Source organism: Bradyrhizobium sp. AZCC 1721 (assembly GCF_036924715.1).
In the GTDB taxonomy this organism is placed as follows: domain Bacteria; phylum Pseudomonadota; class Alphaproteobacteria; order Rhizobiales; family Xanthobacteraceae; genus Bradyrhizobium.
In genome coordinates, this window is the sequence record NZ_JAZHSB010000001.1 from 4,031,901 (window position 1) to 4,050,590 (window position 18,690).

Annotated in this window: 13 protein-coding genes and 2 pseudogenes; 10 read left to right on the forward strand and 5 right to left on the reverse strand. The window is 63.4% G+C overall.

Annotation, left to right across the window (positions count from 1 at the left end; genetic code table 11):
* Positions 1 to 12: 12 nt before the first annotated feature.
* Positions 13 to 2,739: a bifunctional diguanylate cyclase/phosphodiesterase gene (locus V1273_RS19315; protein WP_334410580.1), complete on the forward strand. Its 2,727-nt coding sequence runs from the start codon at positions 13 to 15 to the stop codon at positions 2,737 to 2,739.
* Positions 2,740 to 3,768: 1,029 nt separating this feature from the next.
* On the opposite strand, the gene V1273_RS19320 is transcribed toward V1273_RS19315, so the two are convergent.
* From V1273_RS19320 to V1273_RS19335, 4 genes are all read right to left on the reverse strand, one after another.
* Positions 3,769 to 4,356 (reverse strand): GDSL-type esterase/lipase family protein, encoded by a 588-nt coding sequence (locus V1273_RS19320; protein ID WP_334382093.1) that lies wholly within the window; start codon positions 4,354 to 4,356, stop codon positions 3,769 to 3,771.
* A 1,091-nt stretch (positions 4,357 to 5,447) separates the two neighbouring features.
* Positions 5,448 to 6,566 (reverse strand): hypothetical protein, encoded by a 1,119-nt coding sequence (locus V1273_RS19325; RefSeq protein WP_334410581.1) that lies wholly within the window; start codon positions 6,564 to 6,566, stop codon positions 5,448 to 5,450.
* A 313-nt stretch (positions 6,567 to 6,879) separates the two neighbouring features.
* On the reverse strand, positions 6,880 to 8,214 hold the full coding sequence (locus V1273_RS19330) for a S41 family peptidase (RefSeq protein ID WP_334362907.1): 1,335 nt from the start codon (positions 8,212 to 8,214) through the stop codon (positions 6,880 to 6,882).
* Between the two features lie 197 nt (positions 8,215 to 8,411).
* Entirely contained in the window at positions 8,412 to 8,717 is a 306-nt protein-coding gene (locus V1273_RS19335) for a hypothetical protein (RefSeq protein ID WP_334362908.1), read from the reverse strand.
* Between the two features lie 143 nt (positions 8,718 to 8,860).
* Here V1273_RS19335 and V1273_RS19340 point away from each other — a divergent pair, with 143 nt between their 5' ends.
* The 5 genes and pseudogenes from V1273_RS19340 (at position 8,861) to V1273_RS19360 (ending at position 12,591) form a co-directional block, all read left to right on the forward strand.
* Positions 8,861 to 9,487: an HAD-IA family hydrolase gene (locus V1273_RS19340; RefSeq protein ID WP_334382089.1), complete on the forward strand. Its 627-nt coding sequence runs from the start codon at positions 8,861 to 8,863 to the stop codon at positions 9,485 to 9,487.
* 13 nt (positions 9,488 to 9,500) lie between these two features.
* Positions 9,501 to 10,712: a molybdopterin molybdotransferase MoeA gene (locus V1273_RS19345; RefSeq protein ID WP_334410583.1), complete on the forward strand. Its 1,212-nt coding sequence runs from the start codon at positions 9,501 to 9,503 to the stop codon at positions 10,710 to 10,712.
* A 211-nt stretch (positions 10,713 to 10,923) separates the two neighbouring features.
* Positions 10,924 to 11,626: pseudogene (lexA, locus tag V1273_RS19350) on the forward strand (transcriptional repressor LexA).
* A gap of 228 nt (positions 11,627 to 11,854) precedes the next feature.
* Entirely contained in the window at positions 11,855 to 12,277 is a 423-nt protein-coding gene (locus V1273_RS19355) for a hypothetical protein (RefSeq protein ID WP_334362915.1), read from the forward strand.
* An 86-nt stretch (positions 12,278 to 12,363) separates the two neighbouring features.
* Complete coding sequence (locus V1273_RS19360) at positions 12,364 to 12,591, forward strand: hypothetical protein (protein WP_028345854.1); 228 nt, start codon at positions 12,364 to 12,366, stop codon at positions 12,589 to 12,591.
* 7 nt (positions 12,592 to 12,598) lie between these two features.
* Here V1273_RS19360 and V1273_RS19365 read toward each other — a convergent pair.
* A pseudogene (locus V1273_RS19365) lies at positions 12,599 to 14,897 on the reverse strand (ComEC/Rec2 family competence protein).
* A 73-nt stretch (positions 14,898 to 14,970) separates the two neighbouring features.
* Between V1273_RS19365 and V1273_RS19370 the strand changes: the two are divergent.
* The 4 genes from V1273_RS19370 (at position 14,971) to V1273_RS19385 (ending at position 18,686) form a co-directional block, all read left to right on the forward strand.
* Positions 14,971 to 15,267 (forward strand): hypothetical protein, encoded by a 297-nt coding sequence (locus V1273_RS19370; protein WP_334410584.1) that lies wholly within the window; start codon positions 14,971 to 14,973, stop codon positions 15,265 to 15,267.
* A gap of 293 nt (positions 15,268 to 15,560) precedes the next feature.
* Positions 15,561 to 15,743, forward strand: coding sequence for a hypothetical protein (locus tag V1273_RS19375; RefSeq protein WP_065729174.1), 183 nt, complete (start codon positions 15,561 to 15,563; stop codon positions 15,741 to 15,743).
* A 115-nt stretch (positions 15,744 to 15,858) separates the two neighbouring features.
* Positions 15,859 to 17,289 (forward strand): type I glutamate--ammonia ligase, encoded by a 1,431-nt coding sequence (glnA, locus tag V1273_RS19380; protein ID WP_334362917.1) that lies wholly within the window; start codon positions 15,859 to 15,861, stop codon positions 17,287 to 17,289.
* Between the two features lie 251 nt (positions 17,290 to 17,540).
* Positions 17,541 to 18,686, forward strand: a complete 1,146-nt coding sequence (locus V1273_RS19385; protein ID WP_334410586.1) for a fructose-1,6-bisphosphatase — start codon at positions 17,541 to 17,543, stop codon at positions 18,684 to 18,686.
* The last annotated feature ends 4 nt before the right edge of the window (positions 18,687 to 18,690 follow it).

Consider the following 18,690-nt stretch of genomic DNA (forward strand, 5'->3'; position numbering starts at 1 on the left):
CGATCGCGTTCCATGGCTTCGACCGGCACCAGATCATTGAGGATCGCGTCCGTCTTTCGCGGCGGCCCGATCCGCTGGTTGATCCTGGGCGGCACGCTTTTGATCGCCACCATCGCGATCGGCGCGACCATCATGGCCGGCAATTTCCGCGAGCGCGCGCTGCGCAACAGCGAACGTGAGCTGGAAAACACCGTGCTGCTGCTCGCCCGCCATTTCGACCAGCAGCTCGAAGATTTTCAGGTCGTTCAGAAGGACCTGATCGCGTTCATGCGCTCCAGCGGGATCGCCACGCTCGAAAACTACAAGCGCCGGATGTCCGGCCATGACATCCATCTCATCCTGAAATCCAAGATCGACGCGCTGTCCTATGTCGGTGGCATCAACATCTTCGACGCCGATGGCAATCTGATCAATGCGTCGGCCGCCTGGCCGCCGCCGCCGGTCAATTCGGCGGACCGCGCTTACTTCAGAACATTCAAGTCCGGCCCGCAATCGCCGGAGATGCTGGTCCAGGCGGTCTACAGCCGCATCACCGGCGCCTGGACCACCGTGATCGCGCGCAAGATCACCGGGCCGAACGGCGAACTCCTCGGCGTCATCGGCCGCGGCATCGAACCCGTCCATTTCGAAAAGTTCTTCGCAACCGTAGCCCTCGGCCCCGGCGCCTCCATCGCCATGCACCACAGCGACGGCACGCTGCTGGCCCGTTACCCGCACGTGCCGGAGCTGATCGGCAAGAACTTCAGGACCGGTCCGGCCGCCCAGCGGCAGGTCTTCGAGCTGCCCCGCAGCACCTCGCGCCTCACCAGCCCGATCGACGGCGAGGACCGGTTGATCGCGTCCCGCGCGCTGACCAATTTTCCGCTTCTGATCGTCGCCTCGATCACGACATCGGCCGCGCTGGCCGACTGGCGCGAGCAGATCGGAATCCTGATCGCCGTCACCGGGTTTTCCGTGCTGGCGATCGCCGCCCTGCTGTTCCTCGTCGTCCGCAAGCTTTCCTATCAGCACCGCGCATCCAAGCAGCGGCTGACGCTGGAAAAGCAGCGTCTCGACACCGCCGTCAACAACATGACGCAGGGCCTGTTGCTGTTCGATGCCAGGCGGCAGCTCATCATCTGCAACAGGCGATACCTCGAAATGTATGGCCTGTCGGCCGATGTCGTGAAGCCGGGTTGCAGCTTCCGCGAGGTGATCGCCCATCGCAAGGAGACCGGCTCGTTCGTCGGCGACATCGATCACTACGTCGAGATGGTGCTGCGCGACATCGCGCACCGCAACGCCATGGTGATATCCACGCCCGACGGGCGCTCGATCCAGGTCGTCAACGAACCGGTGGCGGACGGCGGATGGCTGGCGACCCATGAAGACATCACCGAGCGGCGGCGCGCCGAGGAGCGCATCACCCACCTCGCCCATTACGACTCGCTGACCGATTTGCCGAACCGCACCCTGTTCCACGAGCGGCTCAAGCGCGAATTGTCTTACGTCGCGCCGAACCGGCCAGTGCTCTATATCGATATCGACGAATTCAAGAGCGTCAACGATTCGCTCGGCCACATGATCGGCGACGAACTCCTGAAATCGGTCGCGGCCAGCCTCGCCGCCTGCACGCGGAGATCCGATTTCGTCGCCCGGCTCGGCGGCGACGAATTCGCCATCGTGCAGACCGGGATCGATGATATCGACGACGTGATGAAGCTCGTCAGCCGCATCTTCGAGGCGATCCGCTCGCCCTATCAATGCCTCGGCCACCAGGTCACCACTGACGCCAGCATCGGCATTGCGCTCGCGCCGCAAGACGGATCCGATATCGACCAGATCCTGAAGAACGCGGATCTGGCGATGTACGCCGCCAAGGCCGCCGGCCGCCGCACCTATCGCTTCTTCGAACCGGACATGGAAGCCGAGGTCCGCGCCCGCCGCAGCTTGGAAATGGACCTGCGCCAGGCGCTCGTCGATGGCGGCTTCGAGGTCTATTACCAACCATGTCTGAGCCTGCAGACCAACGCGATCACCGGCTGCGAGGCGCTGGTGCGCTGGCGCCATCCGCAGCGCGGCATGATCTCGCCCGGCGAATTCGTGCCGCTCGCAGAGGACACCGGCCTGATCAACCAGCTCGGCGAATGGGTGCTCACCACCGCCTGCAAGGAGGCAGCGACCTGGCCCGGCGATGTCAGGCTCGCGGTCAACGTCTCGCCGATTCAATTCAGGAGCGGCACGCTGGCGCTGAAGGTGATGGCGGCGCTCGCCGCATCGGGCCTCGCGGCGAGCCGGCTGGAGCTTGAGATCACCGAGGCCGTCCTGATCCGCGATGACGAGGCGGCGCTCGCCGTGCTGCACGACCTTCGCGCCATCGGGGTTCGCATCGCGCTCGACGATTTCGGCACCGGCTATTCCTCGCTGAGCTATCTGCAGCGTTTCCCGTTCGACAAGATCAAGATCGACCGCTGCTTCATCACCGATATCGCCGAGCCGGAAGGTTCGTCCTGTATCGTGGAGGCGGTGGTGAACATCGCCGCCGAACGCCACATGACGACGACTGCCGAAGGCGTCGAGACCGAACAGCAGCGCGACTTGCTGCGCGAGCTCGGTTGCTCGGAAATGCAGGGCTACCTGTTCAGCGCACCGAAGCCGACGGCAGAGATCAGGCCGCTGTTGCTGGCGGACCGGCAGAAGCCCGAGGCGGCACCGACGAACCGGCCGCGCCGGCGCAAACCGGTTGTGCGGACGGCGTAGTTTTACAACACTGCTTACCACCGTCATTGCGAGCGGAGCGAAGCAATCCATCGTTCCGCACGCGGGGTGACAATGGATTGCTTCGCTCCGCTCGCAATGACGCTGAGATACACGTTCGCATTCTCGCAACATGATTTGCCCGAGTTGTACTGTATCGCTTCGCCCTAAAATTGAGAGGGCGCAGGGAATGCCGGGTGCTTGCTGCACCCGCGGTCTCGTGTGCAAACGCACTTAAGAAATGCGCACACGAGCATACAGGTACAGCCGGAGCAGCCCGGCATTCCCTGCGCGATGGTTTGATGGCTTATGCCGCGCTCTCCCTGGAGACGAATTCCTTTTGCCTCCATCGCCGACAGATTGGCGATTCATCGAACCCGGTCGGGTTTCGAAGAACCTCCGCCGGCTTAACACCAGCCACGGGTGCCAGGACCACACGGTTTTGCCGTACGCAGCTTCCTCTGCCAGAGACTTCAACCAGCCAAGTGCTTGCCGGCCAAAGACCTAACGGAGGCGTTTAAGCGCCGTACGTCCTGCGCGCTGTGTTCGCTCACGGATAGCCGCCCTGCGATCACATCCACGCGCCCGACGCTGCCGCGTCCACCGCAACCCGTCCCAACGTTCGTGACGATGGCCAACGCCCCTCTTCTTCGGGACGGGATGGCCGGAGTTTTACCGGTGATTTGGGTCTGGCGCGAAGCGGAATATTTTTGATTCCAGGGCTTGACGCGATTTCTGAAAATCCGAAGTGATTTACCCCGGATGATCTGCCGGGCCTTCAACGAAAGGTGCTTCCCGCAAATCAGCCATTGGCCCGCATTAGCGCGTAGAGTCGAGGAGAGGCGCGGTGACTTGAGCCATGCGGCAACGTTCCGTTTCCTCCCCCGCTCATCAAACCGGACGTGCCGGTTTCCGGCATCCGGCTTTCCGACTGGATTCATTGCCGAGCACGGCAGCGGGCCAAGGTGCACGCGTCGTAGCTGCACCACGCCGAGAGGAATTACGGAATTACGGTGACAGTGTCACCGTAATTCAGCGCCCTTGAGAGACCTTTTGCTTCATCGCTTTGACTACCAAAGCTTGTATCGGGCCAATAGTCTTTGCCACCATCCGGCTATAGCCCACGCCGTTGAAATGATTGTCTCCCGAGAGGATGAGCGCGGGATTTTTGTGGTCCTCAACATTGTAAACTGGTGGGCGAATGAAATAGCTCTCAATACCCTTCGCTCGAAGGCGACCGACAATGCCGGCTACATTTGCATACACTTCCGCACGACTCTTGCCGTGCCTGACCACATCATTGACGCCGACCCAAATAACAGCAACGCGTGTACCTGCCGGCACCGCGGAGTCTAGCCGCGCTGCGAGACCAGCGCTTGTATCGCCATTCATACCCCCATTGCTGACGCGAACATCCAACCCGCGCGCTCGGAGAGCCGCCTCAAGCTTGCTCGGATAATTCTCCGAAGGTGAGACGCCCTTGCCATAAACATTGCTGTCACCGATTACGGCGACCTGAACCTGCGCGTAGGCGCCATTCCCATATGCGGTCGCAAAAACGAAAAAAGCTGCGGTAGTCAGTGAAGCAAAGAAAGCTCGCGGTCGTATCGGCAAAATCATCATATGTCCCTAATGGATTGGTTGGATAAAACTGCTGAAGTCGGCAGATGCGCGTACTGCAAAAAGGCAACAAAGCAAGGCCGGGAAAAGGACCGAAAGCGTACCCATCTAGAAAAATCAGTTCAACAATCTGGACTTACTTAATCCTGGTCAATACCCCAAACGGGTGACGCCGCCCGCAGCCCGCCGCGATCGGCGAGCAACACAGCGAAGCCGATTTCCAATCAAACCGTCAGCGGGTTGCGGCAAAATTCACCTGCCGTGCGGCCGAATTGGATAAGCTCCGTTATCGGCGGGAGTCTCTTGCGGCCTGGGCTCTCTTGTTCGCCTGTGACACCCGCCCAATTGTTGACCGCGGGAGTTTGATACTTCGTCGGCGACTCGGAATCGCCTTCATGCCTTCATGTGAAGTGGGCTCATTTGTCGGGCGGGAGAATTGCTGTGCTCTACGAAGAGAAAGCGCTCGCCGGGCCGCTTCTCCCAGCTCCCTCCGCGCCTCAAATTTTTGGAGGCGTGCGAGCTCCTTGTTAACCCGCTTCAGGGCAGCGACGAAAACCTGCTTGCGATGGAGAGAATGCTCGGCAGTCCCCGAAACGCTTTGGCCCCGCGGTTGGGCGGTGCCTTTGCTGATCCGACGCCGCTGAAAGGCGAGCGTACGCTCCTTGTCCCGGAGTTTTCTGAGCGATGATTTCAGGTTTTCAAGCGTCGCGCGATCCGCGTCACCAATTTCGGGGTGATGAGAGGTCTGTATGAGCGCTTTCTCATCGTGATTCAGGATACGTAGCTCGAACTTGCAGGGTGCAGACATATGACACCTCATACGTGCAACTTGTTGCCTCGCCGTCGCGGCGCCAGCCAACGTTGCCAATCATATCCACGGTGCGTTTCCGGGGCTCTCACGATAGCTTGAAGAACTACGATGACGGTCCTGGACTGGACTGCCCCCGGAATGAGACACGATAATTTCTGTGACAGGCTCATTTCGAGGATGACCTGTGGCAGCATGTAACCTGCGTGAGCGCTGCGATATGCAGGGATGAACCAAACCCGGACGGCGGCTTCGCTCATCCGGGCTTCGATTGCCACGACGACTAGAGCCGCGCCTTCAGCGACAGCGGTACCCGAAACGTTCTGAAGCCTTCGATATCGGGAAACCCCTCTGCTGCTTCGCGCGAAGCCAGCGTCAGCACCGCTGCGGGGACTTCGCCGCTGATCAGCCGGTCGATCGCCCCTCGCTGTCCTTCGCTGAACTGGACTTCCGCGGCGCCCGCCGCCATGAGCGCGGCGCTGACACGTCCGCTCGATGCGGATTGCTTCTCCTCGATCGCAATGCTCTTGTTGTTCAGGTCGGATAGCGAATTGATCTCCGGACGTGCCAGCACAAGCGCCACCAGATCCGAGTCGTCTGGCGCTACGGATGCCGCTTTGTCGGTATCGCTCACGTCGGCGGGCGCTGTTTCCGGATTGTCGGATTTGTTGGCCGCTTCCCGCCCTGTCCCGATCGCCGTGACGAGATCGGCCAATCCCGTCGCTTCCACAAGCTGCTGCTGGATGGTTCGAGAGGCCGGAGCGGGAGCAACGCCGGCCGAGGAAGGCAGCGCAGTCGCCTCGGGCGCGGCAGGCGTCGCGGCGATCTCAAGCGTGGCCGGCGGCGGCAGGGCGACCTCGGATTTGACCTCCGACTTCACGTCCGACTTGGGAGTCTCCGCAGGCTGCGACGCAGCGACGGCGGCTGCCTGACTGGGCTCGGGGCTACCAGGGATTTCCAATTTGCGCTCCGGCGGCTGCCCACCCGCGACGGCCTTTTCGCGAGCCACTGGCGCCGTGGCCGCCGGAATGTTCGTCCTGGCTGCTGCGAGCGCGGGAGCGGCGGCCTTCTTGGCGGTTGGCGGCCTCGTATTGGAGGCCGCCTTGCTGCCGCGCGGCGCGGCGTGGGAAACGGGTGCGCCCTGCCTCGCTACGCGTGCGGGACTGGCGTGTTCTGGTCTTGCGGTTTCGGCCTCAGCCGGCAACCCGACATCAGTCTCGCGAACCGCGCGATGCCGGGCAGATAATGCCTGATCAGACCAGGCCATGTAGGACTGGCACGCGCGATTGCACGGCAGCCCGTCGATATAAACGATGTCGGGAGAATCCAGCGGATTGGCCTGCAGGGCTCCACTCGAACCAAGGGACAAGATCAGGGCCGGCAAAATCCATCTTCTCGACATGACTGCTCCGTTCGAACGCGCGTGGTGTTCGACGCGAGCTACGAATGGATGGAGATGAGGTTTCAAAACGATCTTGTTTTGTGGATCGCTACGCGCGCCTTGACGATGCGTTTTCGCTACCCGCCGTGGGCAGCAGCAAGTAGCCCGCATGAGCGGAGCGACATGCGGGAAACAACCCCGGATATCGCGGAGCCTGTCATCACTCCGCGAGCGCCCTTGCGCTCGTCGCTGGCCGCGCATTCGCGCGACCCGTTGGCTCATCCGGGCTACAAGGCTCGCAAGCGGAAGCCGGCTTCGCGACCGGCGTGAGGGCTCAGTTCGGCACCGCACGCTTCGCGGCCGTGACCGCATTTGCATTCACGGTGCCGCCGCGCAGCAGGCTGAACGCGGCGTTGAGCGCCTTGTCGTCCTTGTCGTTCGGCGGGACGTAGGCTTGCGAGCCGGTCTGCTCGGCGCCGTCGGCGGAGAGGTGGCCGCGCATCGAGGCTTCGCCCTTGAGTTCGGCGCGGCCCTTCATTTCATCCGGCACGTCCTGCAGCACCTCGACATCGGGCGCGATGCCCTGGGCCTGGATCGAGCGGCCCGACGGCGTGAAGTAGCGCGCCGTGGTCAGCGCCAGCGCGCCGTTGCCCTGCCCGAGCGGAATGATGGTCTGCACCGAGCCCTTGCCGAAGGTGCGCGTGCCGATCAGCGTGGCGCGCTTGTGGTCGCGCAAGGCTCCCGCCACGATCTCGGACGCCGAAGCCGAGCCGCCGTTGATCAGCACGACCAGCGGCTTGCCCTTGGTGATGTCGCCGCCGCGCGCGGTGAAGCGCTGGGTTTCCTCCGAAGTGCGGCCGCGCGTCGAGACCACCTCGCCCCGGTTCATGAAGGTGCTCGACACCGACACGGCCTGGTCGAGCAAGCCGCCGGGATTGTTGCGGAGGTCGACGATATAGCCCGCGAGTTTTTCCGACGGAATTTCCTTCGAGATGCTGGCGATCGCCTTCTTCAAGCCGTCGGTGGTCTGCTCGTTGAAACGGGTGATCCTGATGTAACCGATGTCGCCGCCGTCGGTCTTGAAACGGACCGGCCGCACCCGGATGATCTCGCGCACGATGGCAACGTCGATCGGCGCGGCGGCCCCCTTGCGCACGACCTTGAGGCGGATCTTGCTGTTGGCGGGGCCCTTCATCCGGCCCACCGCCTGTTCGAGGGTCATGCCCTGGATGACCTCGTCGTCGATTTGGGTGATCACGTCGCCTGACAGCATGCCGGCCTTGGCCGCGGGCGTATCGTCGATTGGCGTGACCACCTTGACGAGGCCGTCTTCCATCGTCACCTCGATGCCGAGCCCACCGAATTCGCCATGGGTGGTCTCCTGCATGTCGCTCCAGCCCTTCTCATTCATGTAGCGCGAATGAGGATCGAGCGCGGAGATCATGCCGTTGATGGCGCCTTCCATCAGCTTGGAATCGTCCGGCTTCTCGACGTAGCTGGTCTTGATGCGCTCGAACACGTTGCCGAACAGATTGAGCTGGGCGTAGGCGTCGGAACGGGCCGCGGCCTTTGCCGCCGCCACCAAATGCGCGCCTTGAGGTCCGATCACGAGGGCGGTCAGACACGCGCCCGTCACCGTGCCGAGAAGAAAGGCAAAATTCCTGCGCATCGTGGGGCGTCCCTCTATCTCTACGGACGCCCACCATCCCTGTGAATCGGCGCCCCTGTCCCGGCCCCGCCAACTCACAATGGCTTTTTGGTCGGATCAAGGCACGCCGACCGGGGGCAATACTGTCGCTTTCAGATTTTGAATGAAATCATCACGTTAGATGGAGAGTTCGTCATGCCCGGGCTTGCCGGCGTCTGCTACTTTGCGGCGCCTTCGGCGGATTTGGCCTTTGACTTTGCTGCCGGCGCCTTGGCCGCCGCTTTCGGCGGTGCGCTGTCGCCGCGCATCGTCCCCCAAGGGTCCGAATTCTTCTGCTGCTCGGGGATGTTGCCGAGCGACCTCCGGTAGGCCCGCTCGGCCTCCTTTTCCGCCGCTTTTTCCGAGGGCGTCTTGTCCTTCTCGGTCTCGCCGTATGCGGGAGGACGGGCTTGTTGGCCCCAGGCGGGGCCGGCCAATAATGCGATCACGGCGACAGCGCCCAGGATTCTGCCAACGGTTTGCATGCGACTACTCCCTGAAAATTGGCCCCAAGAAATTGGCCCCAAGCCTTAGCACAGCCAGCGCACGGGCTTAAGCGCCGGATTGGGCTGCGACGCAAATCGCGGCGACCGTTGCCGAGGCCGGTCCGGTTTTGTAAACGACTGCCATGAATTCGCCGCCAGCGCCCCATTCCGTCGATGCCTTGCTGTTCGACCTCGGCCGTGTCGTGCTCGACATCAGTTTCGATCAGGTAATGACGTGCTGGGCAGGGCATGCCGGCTGCGCGCCTGCCGACCTCGCCGGACGCTTTGTGATGGACGACAGTTTCAAGCACCACGAGACCGGTCGGATCGACGATGCGGCGTTCTTTGCGAGCCTGCGCCGGTCGCTCGGCATCGGCATCACCGACGCGCAGTTCCTGGAAGGCTGGAACGCGATCTTCACCGGCGAAATGCCCGGAATCTCGCCGCTCCTGGCGCGTGCCGCAGAACGCCTGCCGCTCTATGCTTTTTCCAACACCAATCCGGCCCATGTCACGCATTTTTCGCAGGCCTATGCGGATGTGCTCGGCCATTTCCGCCAGATATACCTGTCCTCCAGCATCGGTTTGCGCAAACCCGACGCCGAAGCCTATGATCATGTGGTAAAAGCGATCGGCGTGCCGGCGTCGCGGATCCTGTTCTTCGACGACTCGGCTGCCAATATCGAAGGTGCGCGGGCGCGCGGCCTTTCTGCCATCCACGTGACATCGACGGATGACGTGGCGAGGGCACTGACCGCACTTGGAATTTGAGGGAGGTCTGCCCGTGGCGTTGATGCCGGTTGCCGATGCATTGTCTGCCATCCTCGCGGGCGCCGATCCCCTGCCCGAAGAAATGGTGGCGCTCGATGAGGCGTATCACCGCATTCTCGCACGCGACGTCGCCGCGCGGCGGACGCAACCGCCGCAAGCGATGTCGGCGATGGACGGCTATGCGGTGCGCGCAGCTGACGCCGCCGATGTCAGCGCGCGGCTGAAGGTGATCGGCGAGGTCGCCGCCGGCCGCCCGTTCGAGCGGAAGGTCGGCCCGGGGGAAGCGGTGCGGATCTTTACCGGCGGCGTGATTCCTGGTGGCGCCGACGCTGTCATCATCCAGGAAGACACTGGCGTCGAGGGCGATCATATCACCATCACGAAAGCTGCCGTTCCGGGGCGGCATATCCGCGCCGCGGGCGTTGATTTCCGCGAAGGCGACATCCTCCTCAAACGCGGGCGCCGCCTCACCGACCGCGACCTCTCGCTCGCCGCCGGCATGAACTACCCGGAGCTTGCGGTGCACCGCCGCCCGAAAGTAGCGATGCTGGCGACCGGCGACGAGCTGGTGATGCCGGGCGCAAGCCCCAGCCCCGGCCAGATCGTCTATTCCAACGGCTACGGCTTGCGGGCACTGGCGCGGGCCGAAGGGGCAGAAATCATCGACCTGGGGATCGCCGCCGATACCGTCGCCGCGACCACGGCCGGCATCCGCCGTGCCCGCAAGGCCGACGCGGACATCCTGATCACCCTGGGCGGCGCGTCGGTCGGCGACCACGACCTCGTCAAGCGGTCGCTGGAAGCCGAGGGCGTCGCCATCGCATTCTGGCGGATCGCGATGCGGCCGGGCAAGCCGATGATGCATGGCAGGCTGGGCGCGATGCGGGTGATCGGCCTGCCCGGCAATCCCGTCTCCTCCTATGTCTGCGGCTTCCTGTTCCTGGTGCCGCTGATTCGCGCTCTATCGGGCCGCGATACCATCCATCACCTGCGCGAAAGCGCGCTGCTCGGCCGCGATCTCGCCGCCAATGATCAGCGCGAAGACTATCTTCGCGCCCGCCTCGAAGCCCGCGACGACGGCACGCTGGTTGCCGTGCCGGTGAACCATCAGGACTCGTCGCTATCAGGGAATCTCGCTGCGGCACGTGCACTTGTGATACGTCCGCCGTTCGCGCCGGCTGCCGCAAAGGGATCGCGTTGCGAGCTGCTCCGGCTGCCGGAATGACGCCCGGAACGGCGCTCCCCACAGCACCTTGGTACCGGAACCGCAATGCGTTCACCTGGAATTAAGTGGTTGCGGAACACATATCGAACATATAGTGTCCGTTCATGATTTGTTTCGACTGCTAGTGTCTTAGATCGGGAGTTTGGGGACTCCACGATCCGGGCCCTGAAGATTCGGAACGAGACGACGCCAACCCGGGGGATTGCTCGCGATGCTTACGCGCAAACAGTATGAACTTCTGCGTTTTATCAATGAACGGCTGAAAGAGGCCGGCGTGCCGCCCTCCTTCGATGAGATGAAGGACGCGCTCGATCTGCGCTCGAAATCCGGAATCCACCGCCTCATCACCGCACTGGAGGAGCGTGGCTTCATCCGTCGCCTGCCCAACCGCCGCGCGCGCCATCGAAGTCATCAAGCTGCCCGAGCTCGCAGCCGCCGCCAACAGCCGCCGCGGCTTCACGCCGAGCGTGATCGAGGGTACGCTCGGCAAACGCACAGTGAGCGCGCCGGCCGCCGAGGACGACGGCAATCGCCCGGTGGCCGTGCCAGTCATGGGCCGGATTGCCGCCGGTACGCCGATCGAGGCGCTGCAGACCCGCAGCCACACCATCAGCGTACCGCCGGACATGCTCGGCTCCGGCGAACATTACGCGCTCGAAGTGCGCGGCGATTCCATGGTGGACGCGGGCATTCTCGACGGCGACATGGCGCTGATCCAACGCAACGAGACCGCCGACACCGGCGACATCGTCGTGGCGCTGATCGACGAGGAGGAAGCCACGCTGAAGCGCTTCCGCCGCCGCGGCGCCTCGATCGCGCTCGAGCCCGCCAACACCGCCTATGAAGTCCGCATCCTGCCGCCGAACCGGGTCCGGATTCAGGGCAAGCTGATCGGGCTCTACCGCAAATACTGACCCGTTATGCCGTCCGGGCCGTGACGGAAAAGAGCCTCGGCCCGCGGCCGGGGTTTTTTGTTGCGCGTTTGGAACCAACGCCCGTTAGCGCGTTTGTGAATGTGGCGCAGTGCGCCAGTCGCAGAATTGCCCAGAAACGAGAAAAGGCTCTGCGCCATGTCCACTCTGATAGAGGCCTGTGCCTCCTTCTAGACACGGGTCAGCTATCTCAAACGAGGGAGCCATCCGATGTGTGACTATAGCCTGCATGCTGTGGCTACGCGGCCTGCCGAGGTCGGCGAGACGCTGATCACCACGACATTCCGCGGTACATCGACCCGCGGCTTTGCGTCGGAACGCGAGCCTGCAGTGGCGGTCTGCATGCTTCCCGGCACCGAACTGGCGTTCGCTGAGGACGTCAAATACGACAACCGGTGGATCTGGACTCGAACCACCGACTGGCGGGTCGGCAAGTTCAATCAAATCGACCCCCATATCTCCGACCGTCACCATGACGCGATCGAATTTCCCGACGGAAGCCATGTGCTGGTGACGCAGCTTTGCGAAGGCCAGCGCGCGACCGTGCTGCAATTGCCGGTGGTCCAGACCGGTGGCGAACGCGCGCCGAAGGTGACGGAAGCGCGTCCGGCCGAATCGATCGTGACCGGGTAAACGCCCACGCGCATATGATCCGCCGGCCCAGGCCGGCGGATCGTGGTGGTACATTTTTCAGAACTCGGCACCGCAGGGGGCAGCCGGTGGTCAACAAGGTAACGTGGCAAAAAGCCGGGCGCGTCACTGAGCCCGGGCGGTACATGTTCAGGTACGGCTGGCTCACCATCACGGCCGAGGATCTCGCAATCTGGCAGCAATTTCCCGACGCATCGTTCACGCTGGTCGCTCTGCCGTCGGCGCCCGACGCGCCCGAGGAATTCCATCTCGGCGCGTTCGAAATTCCAGCCAAACCCACGGTCGACGAGCACTGACGCCCGTCTACTCCTCCGCCTGAAGGTCTGCCTCGGCCGGCGTGGCATCGACGCTGCGCGGTGGCACGACGCGCGGCGCCAACACGGTGGTGTCGGCCTCACTCTCGTCGGCTATGGCGGGCGACCAAGGCCGGTCGATCCCCCTCGGCTTGACCGCCTCGACGGCAAATCCCTCGCGGCCACGCCGCAACGCCATCGCGCCCTGGCGCCGCAGCCGTTCGGCGCCGATGACGGAAGCACCGCATGCCGCCGGGGCCTGCCGCAGCGTCACAATGATTGCCGCGCGCTCGCAATCGTCCGAAAACGCCTCGGGCCTGAGCGCCTGCGCGATCAGGCCGCCGCCGACGGCTTGCACCACGCAGCCAAGATCGTCGCATGAGACGCCTGACGTGAGCGAGGCGTCAGCCGCCGTTCGTGCGTCCGCATCCGCCGCGAGCCACTCCTTCAAGAGGAAGACGTCTCGAGACCCCTTGGCCGCGTGCATCAAATGCAGCCGGCCATCCTGGCCGCGCACCCCGACATTGCGCCCGTCGGCGGAAATCAGGATATCCGGCTGCGGCGCCCTCGCCGCCCACAGCGCCGCTGATAGTACCAGCGCCGCTCCCGACCAGCGCAGCGGCGTGCGCAACAGGCCGAGCAGGATGATGCCGAGGCTCGCCGCAATCAGCGGTCCGATGCCGAAGGCCGGCACCCGGCCGACCGCGCCGGGTAACGCCGCGACCCATTGCGTCACCGCAATCATCCAGTCGATGCCGAGGCCCATGGCCGCCCAGAACAGTCGATCGAAGCCGAACGGCATCGCGACGAGGCCAAGCAGGCCCGCCGGCATCACCAGCGCGGAGACCACCGGCATCGCCGCGAGGTTGGCCAGCACGCCGTAAGGCGTGACCCGGTGAAAGTGAAAGGCGGCGTAAGGCATGGTCGCAAGCCCCGCCACCAACGAGGCCAGCAACAGCATGGTGACTTCGCGGCCGCCCCACAGCGCCACGCGCGCCGTTGCGGTATGATCCGCCGTCGCGAACAGGCGCGGTATGCCGATCTGCACCAGCGCCACCAGCCCCAGGGTCGCCGCAAACGACATCTGGAAACTCGGATGTACCAGCGCTTCCGGCGCGACCGAGAGCACGATCAGGGCGGCGACCGCGAGCGTGCGAAACGTAATCGCGCGGCGATCGACCATGACCGCGATCAGCACCACGGCCGTCATGAAGAACGATCTTTGCGTCGCGACCTCGGCGCCCGACAGCAGCAGATAGAACGCGGCGGCAACGAGGGCTGCTGCCGCCGACCACTTCTTGATGGGCTGGCCGACCGTGAGCACAGGGAACACCGCCAACAGCGCCCGCACCGCAAAGAACACGACGCCGGCGACGACGGCCATGTGATAGCCGGAGATCGACAGCACATGGCCGAGACCGGAGATGAACATCGCATCGTTCACCGGCGGTGAGATCGCATCGCGCCGCCCGGTCAACAGAGCGGTCGCTATCGCGCGCTTGTCGCCTTTCCAGCGTGGTCCTGATCCGCGCATCGATCGTATCGCGCAGGCCTTGCATCACAGCCGAATAGCGCAGGCGGAGCCCGCCGCCCGCGGCTGGCGGCTCGGTGGTCTTGATCGCGCCCATCACGAAGCCGGAGGCCCCGATGCCGGCGAAAAACATGTCGCGGCTGAAATCGTAGCTGCCCGGCCGCACCGGCGAAAGCGGCGGCAACAGCCGCGCCTTCAGCTCGACGAAGCTCCCAACCGGCGGCGCCGTGCCCTTCCTTACCGACAGCCGCACCCGCTCCAGCTTCGTCGTTCCGCGCGCGCTTTCCATGGTGACGACGCGAAGGACAAAACGGTCGGTGCGCTCGCGGATGTCGCGAGTCTCGACAAAACCCGTCAGCGACACCGAAAACATCGGCCGCGCCAGCACGCCATGCGCGATCCGCGCGGTCTTCCAGGTCGCGACCGCAAAGCCCGCGGCGACCGCCGCGATCATCACCGCGGCGGGAAAGAATTTCTGCCGCCGCAACAGCACCGCCACCGCGCACAGCGCGATTGCCACAATGGCAGCCACTGACAGCGCCGGCTCATGATCGGCGGCGAAGTAAAAGGCAATGCCGGTGCCGAATGCAACGGGTACCCCCGGCAGCAGGCGGCCGGCACCGGCTTCGGCGCGTGCCCATGTACGCAAGGTCTCGATCAGTGGCGGCCAGAGCGCGGGACGTGATGGCAAAATGCCGCCGACCGGCGCCGCAGCGCGCGGCGGCCAGGTGCCGGCATAGCCCCGTTTTCGGCCCGACGTGTCGCCCTGCTCCGCCACCGAGCCTACACCTTACGATCTCGTGAAGACCGCAAGACTACCGGACGCTGTATTTAGGCCGCTAGCGGAACGAATGCAGAAACTTGAGGAAATGCGCGCCGGCCGGCGTTACAATCAGGTCATGAGACTTGCGGCCTGCCTCCTATTTGCTTTGGCGACGTCGGCATCCGCTGTCGCAGCGGCTGAACAATGCCGCTTCATCGAAGCAAAAGCAGAGCGCGAAGCGTGCTATCAGCGCCAGGACGTTGCGCGGGCCGCCCGGCAAAAGGCTAATGAGGACCGGCAGGTACAGCAAAAGCCGTATGAGCCGATGGCCCAGGAGGATGCTCAGCTCGCCAAATCCCTGCGCAGCATTTGCCGGGGCTGCTAGGCCGATCCTGAGGCGCCGCGGGTGCGAGGCCATCACGCTTAACGCAGCGCCCGTCGCGACCGACCGCTACTCAAAACGTAACCGTCCGGCCTGCGTTGTGTTGCCGCTGCTCTTCCCCCGGAGCCACCATCCAATCCGGGCAGCTCACCGGCAGGAACGCGCTCTTGAAAGCACTCTTGCAAGTGCGCCGCGGCAGGATGCAGACTGTGTGCGCGGGATCAGGTGTCAACGTCTACGGTTCTCAGCTCGACTGGAATTCCCGGTCGCGCTCAGAATGAGAGGAGCATGACGCCATGCGAGAAACCGAAATCCACGACTATGCGCGGCAGTTACTGGAAGCTCATGGCGCCAAGGCCATTGCGGAAGCTGCCCAGAATGCCATCGAACTCGAGGCAAAAGGCGAGGTCGAACTGGCCAGAACCTGGCGGCATATCGAAGACGCGATGAAGATGATGCGTGGTCCCCACCAAAGCTGAGATTGCCGGCGCGGCAACGCAGAACGTGGGCCAGGAGCCGTCGCAAGTCGCTTCGCCACGGCTGAATGGCATCGCAACGTCCAAGATGCGGCTCTCCGTTACAGGAGTTGAAGCCATGTTTCCGAAGTGTGCGACAGCCGAAGATCTCGTGAAGGCGATCAAAGACGAGAAGGTGCAGATGATCGATCTGCGCTTTACCGACTTGCCCGGGGTGTGGCAGCATTTTTCCGTCCCACCGGGTGCAGCGAGTATCGATGCTCTCAGCGAAGGCATTGGGTTCGACGGCTCGTCCATCCGCGGCTTTCAGGAAATTCAGGAAAGCGACATGCTGGTCGTGCCGGACCCGGCCACGGCCTTTCTCGACCCGTATTCCCCTGTGTCCACCCTGGTCCTGATCTGCAACATCAGGGACCCCGTGACCGGTCAACCCTATAGCCGTGACGCCCGTTACATCGCCCAGAAGGCCGAAACGAACCTGAAAGGTACCGGCCTCGCCGATACGAGTTACTTCGGCCCGGAGGCGGAGTTCTTTGTGTTCGACGAGGTGCGCTACGGGCAGGGCATCAATCATGCCTTCCACGAAATCGATTCCAGTGAAGGCAGCTGGAATACCGGCGCGGAGGAAGAGCCGAATCTGGGCCACAAGCCGCGCCCCAAGGAAGGATATTTTCCCGTTCCGCCGACCGATAGCATGCAGGCTCTCCGCACCGAAATGGTGCTGACAATGGAGCAGCTGGGCATCCAGATCGAGGCCCATCACCATGAAGTCGCGACCGGCGGCCAGAACGAGATCGACATGCGTTTCACTACGCTCACCCGCATGGCGGACAATCTGATGATCTACAAATACGTGGTGAAGAACACCGCCCGCGAGCACGGCAAGACCGCGACGTTCATGCCGAAGCCGCTGTTCGAGGACAACGCCTCGGGAATGCACGTTCACCAGTCCCTGTGGAAGGGCGAGACCAATCTGTTCTACGACAAGGGCGACTATGCCGAATTGAGCCAGCTCGGCCGCTACTACATCGGCGGCCTGTTGACCCACGCCTGGGCGTTGTGTGCGCTTTGCGCCCCCACAACGAATTCTTATCGGCGTCTGGTGCCCGGCTATGAGGCTCCGATCAATCTGGTCTATTCCCAGCGCAATCGCTCAGCCTGCTGCCGGATTCCGATGTATTCGCCGAACCCGCGGGCAAAGCGGGTTGAATTTCGCTCGCCGGATCCCTCCTGCAATCCCTATCTGGCCTTTGCCGCGATGCTGATGGCCGGTCTCGACGGCATCATCAGCCGGATCGATCCAGGCAGCCCGATCGACAAGAACCTTTATGACCTGCCGCCCGCCGAGGCGAAGAACGTGAGGTCGACACCAGGGTCGCTGGATCAGGCGCTTGACGCGCTCGATCGCGATCACGCCTTCCTGCTCCGTAACGACGTGTTCACCGAGGACGTGATCGAGACTTGGCTCGACTACAAGCGGAAGAAAGAGGTCGATCCAATCCGGCTGCGCCCTCATCCATATGAGTTCCATTTGTATTACGACATCTAAGATGTGAACTCATCCGCAGGCATGCGCGGATTTCGGCTTCAGTGGGTCTGGAAAACCGCCAAAATGGACTCGTGCCGCGCAACAATTGCCATTGCTACTCGCTCAGCTCGCGGCGAGCCGAGGCGCCGTGACTTCGGGTGGAACCTATTGCAACATGACACGTTCTCTCCGCCCAATGCGCAGCGCCGTTGCCCCGGCGCAGCGAGCGCCGAGGCGGAGGCGTTGCGTTGCACCGGTCGGAGGGAACGCTCATGAGACTTACCCTTTCCGTCATCAAGGCTGACATAGGCTCCGTCGGCGGCCACACGAAACCGTCCACACGCATGATGGCGGCTGTCGAGGGCGAGGTCGCGAAGGCGATCTGCGATGGCCTGCTGATCGACGGTTTCGTCTGCCACACCGGCGACGACATTGCGATCATCATGACGCACACACGAGGCGAAGGGAGCTCCGAGGTCCATCAACTTGCCTGGAAGGCGTTCCTCGCGGCCACCTCGGTCGCGAAAACCTCCGGGCTTTATGGTGCCGGCCAGGATCTTCTCGTCGACGCACCGTCCGGAAACGTCCGCGGCGCCGGCCCGGGCGTCGCCGAGCTCAGCTTCGACCACAGCCTCTCGGGCACGAGACCTGCGGAGTCCTTCATGGTGTTCGCCGCCGACAAATGCGGCCCCGGCGCCTACAACCTGCCGCTCTACCTCGCCTTTGCCGATCCCATGTATTGCGCCGGGCTGATGCTGCCCCCAATGATTAAGGGATTCCGTTTCCATGTCATCGACATGGACAACACGGCCGGCGACAGCGTGATCGAACTCGACGCGCCCGCGGACGGCTACCACATTGCCGCCCTGCTCCGCGACAACGAGCGCTTTGGCATTGATCGCATCGTTTCCCGGACCCATGGCGAGGTCGCCGTCGCCGTTTCGGCGCAGCGTCTTCACGCGATCGCAGGCAAGTACACCGGCAAGGACGATCCGGTCGCGATCGTCAGGAACCAGGGGATTTTCCCGGCGCCTGAAGAAATCGTCTCGCCGTTCGCGAAGGCGCACTTCGTAGGCGGCGATGCGCGCGGTTCGCACGTGATGCCGCTCATGCCGGTGCCAATTAACACACCGGTGACAGGCATGTACTGCCTCCCGATCGTTTCCTGCGCCGGCTTTTCGATCGACAAGGATGGCCGCTTCTCCGAGTCCTATACCGATTTCTTCGACAATCCGGCGTGGGACGAGGTCCGCCGGCGCGCCCAGCGCAAGGCAATCGAGATGCGCAACCAGGGCTGGTCCGGTGCCGCAATGCTGCCCTATTCCGAGCTGGAGTATGGTGGCTTCCGCGACACCGTGTCCTCACTGCTGAAGCGCTTTCAGTTGCGCAAGGAGCGAAAGCCGGAAGCGGCCGAGTAAGGGA

What these genes read in the sequence shown, in the direction of transcription:
- V1273_RS19315 (WP_334410580.1), top strand. Translation starts at nt 13, where the DNA reads ATGGCTTCGACCGGCACCAGATCATTGAGGATCGCGTCCGTCTTTCGC.
- V1273_RS19320 (WP_334382093.1), bottom strand. Translation starts at nt 4,356, where the DNA reads ATGATTTTGCCGATACGACCGCGAGCTTTCTTTGCTTCACTGACTACC.
- V1273_RS19325 (WP_334410581.1), bottom strand. Translation starts at nt 6,566, where the DNA reads ATGTCGAGAAGATGGATTTTGCCGGCCCTGATCTTGTCCCTTGGTTCG.
- V1273_RS19330 (WP_334362907.1), bottom strand. Translation starts at nt 8,214, where the DNA reads ATGCGCAGGAATTTTGCCTTTCTTCTCGGCACGGTGACGGGCGCGTGT.
- V1273_RS19335 (WP_334362908.1), bottom strand. Translation starts at nt 8,717, where the DNA reads ATGCAAACCGTTGGCAGAATCCTGGGCGCTGTCGCCGTGATCGCATTA.
- V1273_RS19340 (WP_334382089.1), top strand. Translation starts at nt 8,861, where the DNA reads ATGAATTCGCCGCCAGCGCCCCATTCCGTCGATGCCTTGCTGTTCGAC.
- V1273_RS19355 (WP_334362915.1), top strand. Translation starts at nt 11,855, where the DNA reads ATGTGTGACTATAGCCTGCATGCTGTGGCTACGCGGCCTGCCGAGGTC.
- V1273_RS19370 (WP_334410584.1), top strand. Translation starts at nt 14,971, where the DNA reads ATGCAGAAACTTGAGGAAATGCGCGCCGGCCGGCGTTACAATCAGGTC.
- V1273_RS19375 (WP_065729174.1), top strand. Translation starts at nt 15,561, where the DNA reads ATGCGAGAAACCGAAATCCACGACTATGCGCGGCAGTTACTGGAAGCT.
- glnA (WP_334362917.1), top strand. Translation starts at nt 15,859, where the DNA reads ATGTTTCCGAAGTGTGCGACAGCCGAAGATCTCGTGAAGGCGATCAAA.
- V1273_RS19385 (WP_334410586.1), top strand. Translation starts at nt 17,541, where the DNA reads ATGAGACTTACCCTTTCCGTCATCAAGGCTGACATAGGCTCCGTCGGC.